Source organism: Gemmiger formicilis, from assembly GCF_016901605.1.
GTDB lineage: Bacteria > Bacillota > Clostridia > Oscillospirales > Ruminococcaceae > Gemmiger > Gemmiger formicilis_B.
This window is the reverse complement of sequence record NZ_JACJKP010000067.1, coordinates 1-13,699: the sequence shown is the minus strand read 5'-3', so window position 1 is coordinate 13,699 and position 13,699 is coordinate 1. Positions and strand designations below refer to the sequence as shown.

The following is a 13,699-nucleotide window of genomic DNA, read 5'->3' as shown; positions in this document are numbered from 1 at the left end:
GCTGCCTTCCACGGTCTGGGTGCCGATATAATACTCGGCATCGTAGTCGTAGGAAAGGATTTCCCCGGTGGTGGCGTCGATCTCATAGTCGTATTCCTCGGCACCGGCATCGGTGGTGCGGACAAATTCCACATCATACACCGCACGGCCATCCTCGTATTCCAGCTTGGCCCGGATGCCCTGCAGGTCGCTTTCGGCCAGGCCGGCATGTTCCAGGGCAGCTGCCTTGGCCGCATCTTCCCCGATATACCCATTGGCGGCGTCGGCTCCGCCTGCAATGCTGGTGGTGGGTTCGCTGGCCGGTGCCGCCACCGGGGCGGACGCCGTGGATTCCGGCGCTACCGACACCGCATCATCCGTGGTGGTGGATTCCCCGGTCTGGGGAGCGGTGGTCGTGCGGCCGTTGTAGGCGGCAGCCTCAGCACAACCGGTCATCAGCAGCGCAGCCAGCGCGGCGGCGGTAATCAAAGACAAAGTACGCTTTTTCATCTGTATGTCCTCCTTTACAAGGTTGCGGTTGGTTGGATTGTGGTTACAGTATACCGCCGCCAGATTAAAGGCACATTAAGATTTCTCCTTTTATTCGCAGGGGATCGAAACAGTAAAGGTACTGCCCGCACCGGGTGCACTTTCCACCTGCACATGGCCGCCGTGGGCTTCGGCGGTCCACCGCACCATGGCCAGCCCCAGTCCGGCACCGCCATCACTGCGGGCGGGGTCCGCCTGCCAGAACCGCTGCCAGATCTTATCCAGATGTTCCGGAGCTATACCGATGCCGTCATCCGTTACTGCCGCCACGGCTTGGTCCTTTTCGCGCCGCAATGTCAGCCGTACCTGCCCGCCGGGGCGGCCATACCGGATGGCATTCTCGGTCAGGTTGATGAACAACCGCATCAGCATAGTTTCATCCCCCTGTACCCGTACATCCGCCTCCAGGTCGGTTTCCACCGTGATCTTCTGCGCCGCGGCCTGCTCGGCTTCGGTTTCGGCCACCATTTCCACCAGCTCGCTCAGGTTCACGGATTCCCGCTGCAGCACCTGCCGCCCGGCATCCGCCCGGGCCAACAGCAGCAGCTGGGAAAGAAGCGCCGCCATCCGGGCTGCCTGGGTGTGGATGCTTTCCAGCGCCGCGCGGGTCTCCCCTTCCGGGGCCGTATGGTTCAGCGCGTACTCACTCTGGGAGAGGATCACCGCCGTGGGCGTGCGCAGTTCGTGGGAGGCATCGTCGGTAAACTGTTTTTCCCGCTCGAAGGCGCTTTGCAGCCGGGCAAACATGGCGTCAAATTCCCCGGCCAGGGTGTAGATCTCATCCCGGCGCCCGGTCAGCCCGATGCGCTGGGAAAGGTCATTGCCCGCCACGATCTGCCGGGCGGTGCGGGTGATCTGCCGCACCGGGGCAAATGCCTGCCGGGTGACCAGGTACCCGCACACTGCCGCCAGCACCACAAACACCGGCAGTACCAGCAGGGCCGTGTGCTGCAGCGTTCCCAGGGTGGAATCCACCGCATCGGCGGCAGTCACGCTGCGTACCCACAGGGCACCGTAACCCTCTACCGTGATTTGCTCGTCATACAGGTACCAGCTGCGGCCGCCGCTTTCCACCGTGCGCAGTTCCCCGTCGGAAAAAACCGCCGAATTATCAAAATTGCGGGGCACAAAGCCATACAGGGGCAGACCGGCGGTATCGTAAATGGAAAGATAGATGCCGTCATCAAAGGCTTCCAGGTCCCGGTCAATGTCCAGTTCCCCGTCCTTGGCCTCGATCTCCCGGCGGCTTTCCTCCACCATACTCTGCATACGGGTCAGTTTTTCTTGCCGGGCGGTCTGCGCCCCCGCGTGGAACAAAAACCCCAGCGAAAGCCCCGCCAGCAAAACCATGAACAGGGTATACAAAAGCGTGACCCGCCAGGTAATGGACAATCGCTTCATACTTCCTCCCGCAGGACGTAGCCTACCCCGCGCACCGTATGGATGAGCTTGGGTTCCCGCCCGTCGTCCAGCTTTTTGCGCAGGTAGCGGATGTACACATCCACCACGTTGGAGCCGCCCTCGTAATCATAATTCCAGACGCCCTGGCTGATGCGCTCCCGGGAGAGCACCACCCCCGCATTGCGGGCCAGATATTCCAGCACCGCAAACTCTTTGGCGGACAGCGCAATGGCCTGCCCGCCCCGGGACGCCGTATGGGCGCGGCAATCCACCTGCAGGTCCGCCACCGTGATCACATCGCTGACCTGGTCGGTACGGCGGCGGATCAGCACCCGCAGCCGGGCCAGCAGTTCCTGCAAGGCAAAGGGCTTGACCAGGTAATCATCGGCGCCGCTGTCCAGCCCGCGCACCCGGTCCTCAATGCCGTCCCGGGCCGTCAGCAGCAGCACGGGGGTTTTGTCCCCCGCGGCACGGCGACGGCGCAGCACCTCCAGCCCGTCAATGCCCGGCAGCATAATATCCAGCACCACGGCGTCGTATTCGCCCCCTGCCAGATAATCCAGCGCATCATGGCCGGTAAGGCAGCTGTCCACACTGTATTGGGCAGCTTTCAGCTGTTTGACCAGCAGCGCGTTCATTTCCGGCTGGTCCTCCACAACAAGGATTCTCATGGTACGGTCCCCCTCCCCATGGTTTTTCTCTATGATACCACAAAAAGATGAAAGCAGGATGAGAACGATGGGATTTTTTCTTGCCCGCATCACTTGACCTTGGCAAGTAACGGGTGCTATACTGGGAGCCGACAAGAAAGGAGTCCGCCTATGTTCCGCACCTTTTCCTACGCCTGTACCGTGCTGTACCGGCGGTTTACCCAGTATACGTCCGCCCGGCTGAACCAGCTGGGCCTCAGTTTCGGTACGCTGTTTTTCCTCATCTATGTGGGCAAGCACCCCGGCTGTACCCAAAGTGAGCTGACCACCGCTTTGCACCTGGACTGGGGGCACAGCCAGCGCACCGTCCTCAAGCTGGTGGAAGGTGGCTTTCTTCTGCGGGAAAAAGACGGCCGCTCCTACCGCCTCACCCTGAGTGAACAGGGGCAGCGCGCCTTTACGGCCAGCCACCAGGTATTTTTTGACTGGGACGAACAGGCCCTGGCCAACCTGACCCCCGAAGAACGCTGCCAGCTGACCGCCCTTTTGTACAAGGCCCTGGGCAAAAACACCTTGCCGGATGCCGCCTCCTCCCGCTGAAAACACCCTGCACCCTACGGTGCAGGGTGCTTTTTTGTGTACAGCGTGCCAAAAGCGGTGTCATAATTTCTTTAAAAGTTGTTTGGGGTTTGTTCAAAATGCTTTTATGGGTTGCACACAACTGGTCCGTATACTTATAAGCGTCAACCAAACACGAACATTCAGCGGGCGGCGCCCGCACATTTCACCACTGTGCCTTAGACCATGCGAGGGCAGCCGCCCGGTCAAGGCCAGACAACCAACAAGGCTTCGTGCCATCAATATAGACTGCCCGGTTCCGCGCGCAGGACCGGACGCACAAAAATCCCCCGTACCGTACAGGCCGGGGGATTTTTGTGGTTTGCATCAATAGCCGTAGTTTTTTTGTTTGGCGCGCAGGAACACCAGCGTGACGCAAACTGCCATGGCCTCCGCCGCCACCAGCGAGGCCCAGATGCCATCCACCTGCCAGAACAGTGGGAATACCAGCACGCAGAAGATCTGGAACACCAGCGTACGCAGGAAGGAAATGGCCGCCGAGATCAGCCCGTTGTTGAGGGCCGTAAAGAAGGACGAGCCGAAAATGGCGTATCCGGAAAAGAGGAAGCAGAACGAGAAGATGGAAAAGGCATGATTGGTCATGGCCAGCAAAGTCGCATCGTACCTCACAAACAGGTGGGAGAGCGGCGCCGCCAGCAGCCGGGCCCCCACGAACATGACCACCGCAAAAACACTGACAATGGAAGCGCTTTTGCGCAGCAGGCCGCGCAGTTCCGTATGATGCCCCGCGCCGTAGTGGAAGCTGACAACCGGCGCCGTTCCCACCGAGTACCCAATGAACAGCGCCTGGAAGATCATGCTCACATACATCAGCACACCATAGGCGGCAATACCGTCCTCCCCTGCATAGTGGAGCAGCTGGGCATTGTACAGCATGCTGACCAGCGACATGGAGATGTTGCTCATCAGTTCCGAGGAGCCGTTGGTGCATGCTTTGAAGAGCGACCGGGACGACCAGCGGGTGCGCCCCAGACGCAGGCGGCCGCCGTTGGGGCGGGCAAAATAGATCAGCGGCAGAATACCGCCCACACACTGGCTGAGTGCCGTGGCAGCTGCCGCGCCCGGCAGGCCGAAGGGCAGCACCGCCACGAACAGCGCGTCCAGCACCATGTTGGTAAGCCCGGAAGCCACCGTGATGGCCAGGCCCAGGTTGGGCTTTTCGGCCGTGACGCAAAGGCACTGGAACTCATACTGCAGCACATAGGCGGGGATGGCCGGCAGCAGGATGCTGCCGTAGATAATACAGTCCTGCAGCATGGCGCCTTCGGCCCCCAGCGCCTGGGCCAGAGGACGCAGCAGCAGGAACCCCACGCCGGCCAGCACCACGCCGCACCCGATGGATGTGTACACGATGAGAGAAAACAGTTCGTTGGCGCGGCGGTCATCCCCTTCGCCCATGGTCTTGGCAATCAAGGCACCCCCGCCGGTACCGAACATAAAGCCTACCGAGCCCAGAATCATCAGCACCGGCAGGATAAAGTTCACCGCTGTAAAGGCTGTTTTGCCCACGAAGTTGGAAACAAAAAAGCCGTCCACCACGCCGTAGATGGAAGAAAACACCATCATGATCATGGAGGGCAGCGTAAACCGTATCAGTTTGGAATAGGTAAAATGTTCCGAAAGTTGAATCTTCTTCATAAAAAGGTTCTCCTTTTTTCTTATGGATGTTCTTGCCGTGCCGCCACCTGCTGTTTCATATCCCGCAGAAAGCGCTCGGTATAGGCCAGGTAATCCTGCACCTCCCGGGGGTCCCACCCGGCAAAAACCGCATTTTCCATTTCCATCACCGGCACAACGGTGCGCCGGGTCAGTTCACGTCCCTTTTGGGTCAGGCAGACCTCCTTGGCCCGCGCCCCTGCCGCTTCCAGGTAGACGACGCCTTCCTGTTCCAGCTTGCGCAGGGCCGAGTTCACGGTCTGCTTGCTCAGTCCGCTGCGCCGGCAAAGCAGCCGCAGAAGGCAGCGTTCCCCGTTATCGCACAGAGCATACAAAATGCGCATGGCACTGTCGGATAAGCCCATGTGGTAGGCCATGTCGTGGTAAAGGGCTTCCGTTTCCCCCACCAGGTAGTTCAACCGGTTCAGAGCATTGTTCTGTGCCTGCATTTTTCTCCTCCTTGTCCGAAATCGTACCAATGCAGTATAGTACGATTTCGGACAAATGTCAAGGCACAAAAAAACCGGCCGATGAACATACATCGACCGGCTTTTTCGCGTTATTGCGGCAGGATCTTATCCAGCCCTATCTGCAGGGTCTCACCGCTGATGGCCCCCTGTGCCCAGGCTACCAGATTGCCCTCGGCGTCCAGGAAGTAGGTGGTGGGCAGTGCATAGACGCTGTAGGTCATTGCCGCGTCCCCGTCCAGGTCAAACAGTACCGGGAAGGTAAAACCCTTCTCTTCCAGCAAGGCCTCGGCGTCGGCCTGGGTTTCCCGTCCGGTGGTCATATTGACCATCAGGAACTGCACGTCCTCGTTTTCCTCATACGCCTTCTGGAAGTCCGGCATCTCGCTCTGGCAGGGGCCGCACCAACTGGCCCAGAAATTGAGCACCAGCGGTTTGCCGAAATAGTCCGACAGGTTCACGGCGTTGCCCTCTGCATCGTAGGCGGTAAAGTCCGGCGCCAGGTTGCTCTGGGTCGTTTCCTCTTGCTGCTCCTCCTTCTCTTCCTCCTGCGCCTGTTCCGCCGTCTGGGCGGTGCTTTCCGACGCAGGGGCGGCGGTCTGCTGCGGAACGGGGGTGGCTTCCACCGTGAGCTGGTCCGGGGCATAGCTGCTGCCCAAGACTTTGTACAGAATACCGGCGCCGCCGATCAGCACCACCAGCACAAGAACAAGAATCCAGGTTCCTTTTTTGCTTTGCATCGGTTCCTCCTTAACTGAGCAGGTTCAGAAAACGTCCCAACAGCCCGGTGGCCATCAGGATACCCACGACGATCAGGAAGCCGCCGCAGATGGTATTGATGATCTGGTAATGGCGCTTGATCCAGTCAAACGCGGTTTTCAAGCGGTCGATCAGCACCGCACTGATCACAAAGGGCACACCCAGGCCCAGCGAATAGACAAAGAGCAGCAGCATTCCCTGCAGCGCATGCCCCTGCTGGGAAGCCAGCGCCAGCGCAGAACCCAGGAAAGCGCCCACGCAGGGGGTCCATCCAACCGAGAAGATCACGCCGAACACCAGCGCCGAGAAGAAGTTCATGTTATCGGCCCGGACGGCATGGTTGGTACCTTTGAACAGGGTCAGCTTGATAATGCCCAGGAAATTCAGGCCGAAGAAAATCACGATCAGGCCGGACACCACATTGACGGCGGTCTGGTACTGCTGCAGGAAGCTGCCCACCGTACCGGCCAGCGCGCCCATCAGCACAAACACCACCGTAAAGCCGGTGACAAAGCCCAGCGCACCGGTGAGGGTTTTGCGGGTGGAGTGTTCCCCGCCGCCCGCAAAATAAGAAAGATAGATGGGCAGCATGGGCAGCAGGCAGGGAGAAACGAAGGTGATGATGCCTTCCAGGAAAGAAATCAGGTATTGCAAGAGTCGCACTCCTTTCCGAACACGCCGGAGAGCAGCCAGCCGATGAGGCCGGTATACACCATGGTATTCACCGGGTTGGCGGTAATGGCGCAGCTGCCGGTGGCGCAGCCCACCAGCCAGTAATAGGCCAGACCGGCCAGGGCGCCCGCCGCCGTGAACAGCACGGGACGGCGCCACTTTATAAGAAGCTGTTTCATAGTCAATCCTTTCTGGTTGCCGGGTAGGGTTTGGGATGGTTTCCAGTATAACGGGTTTCCCGCCGTAAGTCCGTGATGTTGTCACACGGAGTCAAGTCCTTTGCAGTATACGGGCATATCCTACCACAGCAATCGGCATTTGGCAACCGAAACCGCCCGATTTTTTTGCCATTTGCCGTTCCTGTGGTATAATGAGAAAAAACATCCGGGAGGGGAGTTTATGCTGGAAGTCTTGTTCAGTGACAGCGCCGCCGGGAGCCTGAAAGCAAGCCTGGGCCACCATGCCGGCATTGGTGAATCGGAATGTTGTACCATAGGAATCATTGCCACCGATGAGGACGGCAAGCCCCTGCCCCCGGAAGAAACCGAGCGGCTGCGCCAGAAAGAGCTGGAAAAAATGCGGCGCAACTGGGCCGAAGCGGTGCCTATGGAAGGCAGCCCAAAAGACGTTTTGCCCTTTTCCCTGGGGTTGAGCATGGGGCCCATTGATGAAGACGGCCTGGGCCCGCTGCGGGAAACCACCCTGGAACAGCTGTTCTGCATTTTCCCGGAAGGGAAAGAAACCGCCGCCGAGATGCTCGCCGCGGCCCGCAGCCGCCTGAACACTTTGCTGGACCGGGCACCCCGGGAACCGGTACGCATCTGGACCGACCACACACCCGACGCCGCCTGCGGGCTGTGCTGGCTGATGGAACAGCTGCGTCCCCTGGGATGGGAGAATCTGGACCTGCGGGTGGTGGACCTGGCCCGCCTGCCGGCGTGGGACCGCAACCCCCTGGGCGGGCGCTGTACGGGCGATATTGCCCCCCACGAATGGGGGCACCTGGCCCGGGAAACGCAGCCCCTGCCCGCCCGCCGGGCCGAGGCTCTGGCTGCCCACTGGAGCAGACTCCGGCAGGAGAATGCGCCCCTGCGGGCGATGCTCAACGACATGCTGGTCAGCGCCGCCGAGGACCTGTATGACCCGTATCTGCGGTGGGTGCTGGACCCCCTGGACGACACCTTCAACGAAGCGAACCTCATCGGCCGGACACTGGGACAGTTCCCACTGGGCTTTGGGGATGTCTGGCTGGCCATGCGGGTGGAACAATGGATTGCCGACGGCAAGCTGGAAGCTGTGACCAAGCCGGACGCCCACCTTCCCCTATACCACAGAACACTGCGAAAAACGGAGGAATGACCCATGATCTTGCGCCCGTATGTTTCGGCCGATCTGGAGGAACTGCTGACCTTATTTTATGAAACAGTACATACTGTCAACGCCCGGGACTACACCCCTGCCCAGCTGGACGCCTGGGCCGGCCCCCACACCGACCGGGAACGCTGGGACCGTACCCTGCGGGAACACACCAGCCTGGTGGCGGAGGAAAACGGGCAGATCATCGGCTTTGGAGATATAGATGCCACCGGTTACCTGGACCGGCTGTATGTACACAAGGACTGGCAGCGGCGTGGTGTGGGCCGCGCCCTGTGCGATGCTCTGGAAGGCGCCGTAACCGCCCCGGTGCTGACCACCCATGCCTCGGTAACGGCCCGGCCTTTTTTTGAGGCCCGGGGGTATAGGGTGGAGCGTGCCCAGCAGGTGGAGCGGCTGGGTGTGACCATGCCCAATTTTGTCATGAAAAAACAGCGATAAAACGAAGTCAAAAACTGCCTGGAGGAAAATTTCTCCAGGCAGTTTTTTGTTTTGTTGCAAAAAAACAATATTCCCGATCGTTAATATAGGCAAAGGACATGATCACCCCAAACAAGGAGGCTCCCCATGAAAATTTTGCTGACAACCGATACCTGGGCCCCCACCGTCAACGGTGTGGTGACCTCCACCATGGCCCTGCGCGCCGAACTGCAGGCCCGCGGCCATGAGGTGCGGGTGCTGACCCTGGCAGGCAGCAGCCACACCTATGCCCGGGACGGCGTGATCGGTCTTGGCTCCCTGGATGCCGGGCTGATCTACCCCGGCGCACGGCTGCGCGCCCCCGCCCTGAATGGCGCCCTGTACGAACTGGCCGCCTGGCAGCCGGACATTGTCCACTCCCAGTGCGAATTCAGCACCTTTGCCCCGGCACGAAAAATTGCCCGGCTGGCCGGTGCGCCGCTGGTCCACACCTACCACACCGTGTACGAGGATTACACCCATTACTTTTCCCCCAGCCGCCGGATGGGCCGCCGCCTGGCCGCCCTGTTTACCCGCAATGTCTGCCGCTGCTGCGACACCATCATTGCCCCCACCCGCAAAATCCAGTGGCTGCTGGGCACCTACGGGGTGCGCCGTCCGGTGGAGGTGATTCCCACCGGGTTGGACCTGGACCGTTTTGCGGCAGAACCGGACCCGGCCCTGCGTGCCGCCCTGGCCTTGCCCACAGAGGAACCGGTCCTGCTGTACCTGGGGCGGCTGGCCCGGGAGAAAAACATTGCCGAACTGATTGGGGCAATGCCCCGGCTGCCCCGCGGGGTATTGCTCATTGTGGGGGATGGCCCCGAACGGCCTGCACTGGAAGCCCAGGCCCAGGCATTGGGGATTGCCCACCGGGTACGCTTTGCCGGTATGGTGCCCCCCGCTGAAGTCCCCCATTACTATGCGCTGGCTGATGCCTTTGTGAGTGCTTCCACCAGCGAGGCCCAGGGCCTTACCTACATTGAAGCCCTGGCAGCCGGGCTGCCGCTGCTTTGCCGGGACGATCCCTGTGTGCGTACATTGATTGTGCCGGGGCAAAGCGGCTGGGTCTACCATACGCCCGCCCAGTTTGCCGCACTGGCAGCCGCCCTGCCCTGGGGCACCGCAGCCGCCGAACTGCGCCAGAACGCCCGGAAGGCTGCCCGCCCCTATTCCCGCCAGGTATTCGGCGCCTCGGTGGAGGCACTCTATCGCCGCCTGATCCTGACCCACACCGCGGTATCCCATACCGCCCCGCCAAGAAAGGTGATCTTATGGTAAAAACCATCAACCGGGCTGTTTCCATTCTGGGCCTGGCCCTGTGCTGTGTTATGGCTTACGGATTCTGGCGCGCCGGGCTCTTTGATTCCCGGGAAGCCCTTACCGCCTACATCGGCCAGTTCGGCTGGGCCGGGCCGGTGGTCTTTATGGCCTTTCAGGCCGTACAGGTGGTCATTCCCATTCTGCCGGGCGGGCTGGGCTGTCTGGCCGGAGTGATCCTGTTCGGTGCCTGGAAGGGATTCTGGTACAACTATATCGGCATCTGCATCGGCTCGCTGGCAGCTTTCGCCATTGCCCGGGCCTGCGGCCGCCCGCTGCTGGAAGCCCTGTTCCCACCCCGGATGATTGAAAAATACGACCGTTGGATGGGCAGCGGCAACCGGTTTGCCCGGTGGTTTGCCTTTTTGATTTTTATTCCCGTGGCACCGGATGACTACCTGTGTTTTCTGGCCGGTACCACCCGCATCGACTGGAAACTGTATACCGCCATTATTGTGCTGTGCAAACCCGCCGCCATTGCCCTGTACAGCCTGGGGCTGACGGTGATTGCCCAGAATGTGCTGGGCCTTTGGAGGTAACGCCAATGTTTCGCGTACATATCTATACCGGTTCCCTGGCCCTTGTGGGCAAAAGCGGCGTGGGGCAGGCCGCCAACCATCAGCATGCCGCCTTGGAACAGACCGGCGCGTCGGTGGTGACCCGGTGGCAGCCGCGGTCCGATGTGATCCACCTGAACACCGTGTTGCCCTGCTCTTTGGGCGCAGCCCGCCGCGCCCGGCGGGAAGGTATTCCGGTGATCTGGTACGGACATTCCACCGAGGCAGATTTCCGCCACTCCTTTGTAGGGTCCGACCTGTTGGCGCCGCTTTTCAAGCGCTGGCTCTGCCTGTGCTACAACCAGGCCGACCTGATCTTGACCCCCACCCCCTACTCTGCCGCCATTCTGCGCAGCTATGGGCTGCGGCCCCCGGTCATGGCCCTTTCCAACGGGGTGGACACCGGCTTTTTTGCCCCCGATGCCGCTCGCCGGGCCGCCTTCCGCAAGGCTTACGGCCTGGCGGAGGGAGAAAAAGTGGTCATCAGCGTGGGGCATTTTATGGAGCGCAAAGGGATTCTGGATTTCATTGCGCTGGCACGCAGTCTGCCCCAGGTACGTTTTTTCTGGTTCGGCCACACCGACCCGGCGCTGGTTCCCCGTGCCATCCGCAAGGCGATGGCTGCGGCGCCGTCCAATCTGACGTTCCCGGGATTTCTTTCCCAAAGTGAACTGCGGGACGCCTACTGCGGCGCCGATGTCTTTTTGTTCTGCAGCCATGAGGAGACCGAGGGCATTGTGGTGCTGGAGGCACTGGCCTGCGGCACCCCCACACTGGTGCGGGACATCCCCGTTTACGACGGTTGGCTCACCGACGGCGTGAACGTCTACAAAGGCCGCGATCTGCAAGAACTGCGCACCAAACTGGCCGGAATCCTGCAGCACCGCCTGCCCGATGTGACCGCAGCCGGGCGGCAGGTAGCCCTGGCCCGCAGCCTGCCCAACATTGGCCATGCCCTGCAGCAGATCTACGCAGGACTGCCCGCCCGCTCCAAACGGCTGCCCGCGTCCCTGCGTCCCCGACGCCGTACAGCCTGACATAACAAAAGCACTCCCGGAACATTCCGGGAGTGCTTTTTGCTTAGCTTCAGGACATTTTGCGGCTGCTGCCGTGCAGGCGGGCGTTGGCGCGGGCCAAAGCTGCCTTGCTGCGGAAGTATTCGCGCCGGCTTTCGTGCTGGCGCAGCCGTTCCTCGGCGCGTTCCTTGGCGCGCCGGGCGCGGGCCTCGTCGATTTCCTCCGGCTTTTCTGCGGTGGCAACCAGTACCACCACATACTCCGAGGTGATCTCGGCAAAGCCCTGGGTCACAATAGCGTTATGCCAGACGCCATCCACCTTGAAGCGAGCTTCGCCCGGTTCCACGGCGGTGACCACCGGTTCATGGCCGGGCAGCACACCGTATTCGCCGTCCAGCGCAGGCAGCACCAGACTTTCCACCGGCCCGGTGTAGAACTGGCGCTCGGGGGTGATGATCTCCAGCTGAAAGGTCTTTTCCATCAGACCGCCCCCTGTGCACGGGCTTTCTCCCGCACTTCGTCCACGGTACCGACCGAGGCAAAGGCGGATTCGGGGTATTTGTCCAGCTCACCACCCAGCAGGGCCTCAAAGCCCTTGAGGGTTTCGGCCAGCGGGACGTACCGGCCCTGCAGACCGGTGAACTGTTCCGCCACGAAGAAGGGCTGGGAGAAGAACTGCTGCATACGGCGCGCACGGGCTACGGTGCGGCGGTCCTCCTCGGACAGTTCTTCCATGCCCAGAATGGCGATGATATCCTGCAAGTCACGGTAGCGCTGCAGAAGTTCCTGGGCGCCGCGGGCAACCTCGTAATGGCGGCGGCCCACAATATCCGGCTCCAGAATACGGCTGGTGGATTCCAGCGGGTCCACGGCCGGGTAAATGCCCTGTTCCACGATCTTACGGGACAGAACGGTGGTAGCGTCCAGGTGGCTGAAGGTGGTGGCGGGGGCCGGGTCGGTCAGGTCGTCGGCGGGCACGTAAACGGCCTGCACCGAGGTGATGGCGCCGTCCTTGGTGGACGTGATACGTTCCTGCAGAGCACCCACTTCGTCCGCCAGGGTAGGCTGGTAACCGACGGCGGAAGGCATACGGCCCATCAGGGCGCTGACTTCCGAACCGGCCTGAACGTAACGGAAGATATTGTCGATGAAGAGCAACACGTTCTGCTTCTGACGGTCGCGGAAGTATTCCGCCATGGTCAGACCGGTCAGGGCCACACGCATACGGGCTCCCGGCGGTTCGTTCATCTGACCAAAGACCAACGCGGTCTTGGAGAGAACGCCGCTCTCGCCCATCTCGCGCCAGAGGTCGTTGCCCTCGCGGGTACGCTCGCCCACGCCGGTGAAGATGGAGTAGCCGCCGTGTTCGGTGGCAATGTTGCGGATCAGTTCCTGGATCAGAACGGTTTTGCCGACACCGGCGCCGCCGAACAGACCGATTTTGCCGCCGCGGGCATAGGGAGCCAGCAGGTCAATGACCTTGATGCCGGTTTCCAGAATTTCCGTGGTGGGGCTTTGTTTGTCAAAAGCCGGCGGGTCCCGGTGAATGGACCATTTTTCCGGCGTGTTCACAGGACCTTTTTCGTCGATGGGCTCGCCCAGGACGTTGAACATACGGCCCAGGGTGGCTTCGCCTACCGGCGTTTCAATGGTGTGGCCGGTGGCAATGACCTCGTCACCGCGGCCCAGACCTTCGCCGGGCGAAAGCAGGATACAGCGCACGGCGCCGTGCCCCACATGGCGGGCCACTTCCATAACGCGGCGCTCGCCGTCTTTTTCGACGGCCAGCTCCTCGTTGATCTGCGGCAGGCAGCCCTCGTCGAACTGTACGTCGACGACAGGGCCCAGCACCTGTGCGATCACACCTTTGTGTTGCATAGCAGTCTTTCCTTTCTCTATCGTGATCCGGTCCGGGACCGGAAATTACAGATCATCGTTTTCGTCGTCGTCCCAATCGTCATCCCAGTCATCGCCGCCGGGCTGGGCACCGCCCACGATCTCGGTGATCTCCTGGGTGATGGCAGACTGACGTGCACGGTTGTAGTGCAGCGACAGTTCTTTCAGCAGCGAACGGGCGTTGTCGGTGGCGGTGTCCATGGCGCTCATGCGGGCGTTCTGCTCGGAGCAGAAGGACTCCACCAGTGCACCGAACAGCACGCTCTTGAGGTAACCCGGCACAATATGGCTGAGCACCTGTTCCG

The 13,699-nt window shown here is 61.1% G+C and carries 17 protein-coding genes; 6 read left to right on the top strand and 11 right to left on the bottom strand.

Annotated elements, in window-relative coordinates; translation table 11 throughout:
* The 3 genes from H6B10_RS06995 to H6B10_RS06985 all read right to left on the bottom strand — a co-directional run.
* A partial coding sequence (locus H6B10_RS06995; RefSeq protein WP_243427294.1) for a PepSY domain-containing protein occupies positions 1 to 489 on the bottom strand: 489 nt, incomplete at its 3' end.
* A gap of 90 nt (positions 490 to 579) precedes the next feature.
* Positions 580 to 1,929 (bottom strand): sensor histidine kinase, encoded by a 1,350-nt coding sequence (locus H6B10_RS06990; protein WP_204650932.1) that lies wholly within the window; start codon positions 1,927 to 1,929, stop codon positions 580 to 582.
* Positions 1,926 to 2,600 (bottom strand): response regulator transcription factor, encoded by a 675-nt coding sequence (locus tag H6B10_RS06985; RefSeq protein ID WP_204650931.1) that lies wholly within the window; start codon positions 2,598 to 2,600, stop codon positions 1,926 to 1,928. The genes H6B10_RS06990 and H6B10_RS06985 overlap by 4 nt, the downstream gene beginning before the upstream one ends.
* A gap of 150 nt (positions 2,601 to 2,750) precedes the next feature.
* Between H6B10_RS06985 and bilQ the strand changes: the two genes are divergently transcribed.
* The gene (gene bilQ / locus H6B10_RS06980; RefSeq protein ID WP_204650930.1) at positions 2,751 to 3,179 is read left to right on the top strand and encodes a bilirubin utilization transcriptional regulator BilQ; all 429 of its coding nucleotides are present in this window, start codon (positions 2,751 to 2,753) and stop codon (positions 3,177 to 3,179) included.
* 345 nt (positions 3,180 to 3,524) lie between these two features.
* On the opposite strand, the gene H6B10_RS06975 is transcribed toward bilQ, so the two are convergent.
* From H6B10_RS06975 to H6B10_RS06955, 5 genes are all read right to left on the bottom strand, one after another.
* Complete coding sequence (locus H6B10_RS06975; RefSeq protein ID WP_204650929.1) at positions 3,525 to 4,856, bottom strand: MATE family efflux transporter; 1,332 nt, start codon at positions 4,854 to 4,856, stop codon at positions 3,525 to 3,527.
* Between the two features lie 20 nt (positions 4,857 to 4,876).
* The gene (locus H6B10_RS06970) at positions 4,877 to 5,323 is read right to left on the bottom strand and encodes a MarR family winged helix-turn-helix transcriptional regulator (protein WP_204650928.1); all 447 of its coding nucleotides are present in this window, start codon (positions 5,321 to 5,323) and stop codon (positions 4,877 to 4,879) included.
* Between the two features lie 110 nt (positions 5,324 to 5,433).
* Positions 5,434 to 6,081 carry a TlpA family protein disulfide reductase gene (locus tag H6B10_RS06965; protein WP_204650927.1) on the bottom strand — a complete coding sequence of 216 codons (648 nt, stop codon included), beginning with the start codon at positions 6,079 to 6,081 and terminating at the stop codon, positions 5,434 to 5,436.
* Positions 6,082 to 6,091: 10 nt separating this feature from the next.
* Positions 6,092 to 6,754, bottom strand: a complete 663-nt coding sequence (locus tag H6B10_RS06960) for a cytochrome c biogenesis CcdA family protein (protein WP_204650926.1) — start codon at positions 6,752 to 6,754, stop codon at positions 6,092 to 6,094.
* Positions 6,742 to 6,951, bottom strand: a complete 210-nt coding sequence (locus tag H6B10_RS06955) for a hypothetical protein (protein WP_204650925.1) — start codon at positions 6,949 to 6,951, stop codon at positions 6,742 to 6,744. Before H6B10_RS06955 ends, H6B10_RS06960 begins: the two co-directional genes overlap by 13 nt.
* Before the next feature lie 220 nt (positions 6,952 to 7,171).
* On the opposite strand from H6B10_RS06955, the gene H6B10_RS06950 reads away from it, so the two are divergent.
* From H6B10_RS06950 to H6B10_RS06930, 5 genes are all read left to right on the top strand, one after another.
* Positions 7,172 to 8,131 carry a DUF3658 domain-containing protein gene (locus tag H6B10_RS06950; RefSeq protein ID WP_204650924.1) on the top strand — a complete coding sequence of 320 codons (960 nt, stop codon included), beginning with the start codon at positions 7,172 to 7,174 and terminating at the stop codon, positions 8,129 to 8,131.
* Positions 8,132 to 8,134: 3 nt separating this feature from the next.
* On the top strand, positions 8,135 to 8,587 hold the full coding sequence (locus H6B10_RS06945) for a GNAT family N-acetyltransferase (protein WP_204650923.1): 453 nt from the start codon (positions 8,135 to 8,137) through the stop codon (positions 8,585 to 8,587).
* 126 nt (positions 8,588 to 8,713) lie between these two features.
* Positions 8,714 to 9,886 carry a glycosyltransferase family 4 protein gene (locus H6B10_RS06940; protein ID WP_204650922.1) on the top strand — a complete coding sequence of 391 codons (1,173 nt, stop codon included), beginning with the start codon at positions 8,714 to 8,716 and terminating at the stop codon, positions 9,884 to 9,886.
* Positions 9,880 to 10,464 carry a TVP38/TMEM64 family protein gene (locus tag H6B10_RS06935; RefSeq protein ID WP_204650921.1) on the top strand — a complete coding sequence of 195 codons (585 nt, stop codon included), beginning with the start codon at positions 9,880 to 9,882 and terminating at the stop codon, positions 10,462 to 10,464. The genes H6B10_RS06940 and H6B10_RS06935 overlap by 7 nt, the downstream gene beginning before the upstream one ends.
* Positions 10,465 to 10,469: 5 nt before the next feature.
* Positions 10,470 to 11,519: a glycosyltransferase gene (locus tag H6B10_RS06930; protein WP_204650920.1), complete on the top strand. Its 1,050-nt coding sequence runs from the start codon at positions 10,470 to 10,472 to the stop codon at positions 11,517 to 11,519.
* A 49-nt stretch (positions 11,520 to 11,568) separates the two neighbouring features.
* On the opposite strand, the gene H6B10_RS06925 is transcribed toward H6B10_RS06930, so the two are convergent.
* From H6B10_RS06925 to H6B10_RS06915, 3 genes are all read right to left on the bottom strand, one after another.
* Entirely contained in the window at positions 11,569 to 11,979 is a 411-nt protein-coding gene (locus H6B10_RS06925; RefSeq protein ID WP_204650919.1) for a F0F1 ATP synthase subunit epsilon, read from the bottom strand.
* Entirely contained in the window at positions 11,979 to 13,376 is a 1,398-nt protein-coding gene (gene atpD, locus H6B10_RS06920; protein WP_204650918.1) for a F0F1 ATP synthase subunit beta, read from the bottom strand. Before atpD ends, H6B10_RS06925 begins: the two co-directional genes overlap by 1 nt.
* Positions 13,377 to 13,421: 45 nt before the next feature.
* Positions 13,422 to 13,699, bottom strand: a 278-nt coding sequence (locus H6B10_RS06915) for a F0F1 ATP synthase subunit gamma (protein ID WP_204650917.1), incomplete at its 5' end; no start/stop codon positions are given.

Bases quoted from the DNA above. Each gene is read 5' to 3' on its own strand.
- H6B10_RS06990 (WP_204650932.1), bottom strand. From the start codon at position 1,929: ATGAAGCGATTGTCCATTACCTGGCGGGTCACGCTTTTGTATACCCTG.
- H6B10_RS06985 (WP_204650931.1), bottom strand. From the start codon at position 2,600: ATGAGAATCCTTGTTGTGGAGGACCAGCCGGAAATGAACGCGCTGCTG.
- bilQ (WP_204650930.1), top strand. From the start codon at position 2,751: ATGTTCCGCACCTTTTCCTACGCCTGTACCGTGCTGTACCGGCGGTTT.
- H6B10_RS06975 (WP_204650929.1), bottom strand. From the start codon at position 4,856: ATGAAGAAGATTCAACTTTCGGAACATTTTACCTATTCCAAACTGATA.
- H6B10_RS06970 (WP_204650928.1), bottom strand. From the start codon at position 5,323: ATGCAGGCACAGAACAATGCTCTGAACCGGTTGAACTACCTGGTGGGG.
- H6B10_RS06965 (WP_204650927.1), bottom strand. From the start codon at position 6,081: ATGCAAAGCAAAAAAGGAACCTGGATTCTTGTTCTTGTGCTGGTGGTG.
- H6B10_RS06955 (WP_204650925.1), bottom strand. From the start codon at position 6,951: ATGAAACAGCTTCTTATAAAGTGGCGCCGTCCCGTGCTGTTCACGGCG.
- H6B10_RS06950 (WP_204650924.1), top strand. From the start codon at position 7,172: ATGCTGGAAGTCTTGTTCAGTGACAGCGCCGCCGGGAGCCTGAAAGCA.
- H6B10_RS06945 (WP_204650923.1), top strand. From the start codon at position 8,135: ATGATCTTGCGCCCGTATGTTTCGGCCGATCTGGAGGAACTGCTGACC.
- H6B10_RS06940 (WP_204650922.1), top strand. From the start codon at position 8,714: ATGAAAATTTTGCTGACAACCGATACCTGGGCCCCCACCGTCAACGGT.
- H6B10_RS06935 (WP_204650921.1), top strand. From the start codon at position 9,880: ATGGTAAAAACCATCAACCGGGCTGTTTCCATTCTGGGCCTGGCCCTG.
- H6B10_RS06930 (WP_204650920.1), top strand. From the start codon at position 10,470: ATGTTTCGCGTACATATCTATACCGGTTCCCTGGCCCTTGTGGGCAAA.
- H6B10_RS06925 (WP_204650919.1), bottom strand. From the start codon at position 11,979: ATGGAAAAGACCTTTCAGCTGGAGATCATCACCCCCGAGCGCCAGTTC.
- atpD (WP_204650918.1), bottom strand. From the start codon at position 13,376: ATGCAACACAAAGGTGTGATCGCACAGGTGCTGGGCCCTGTCGTCGAC.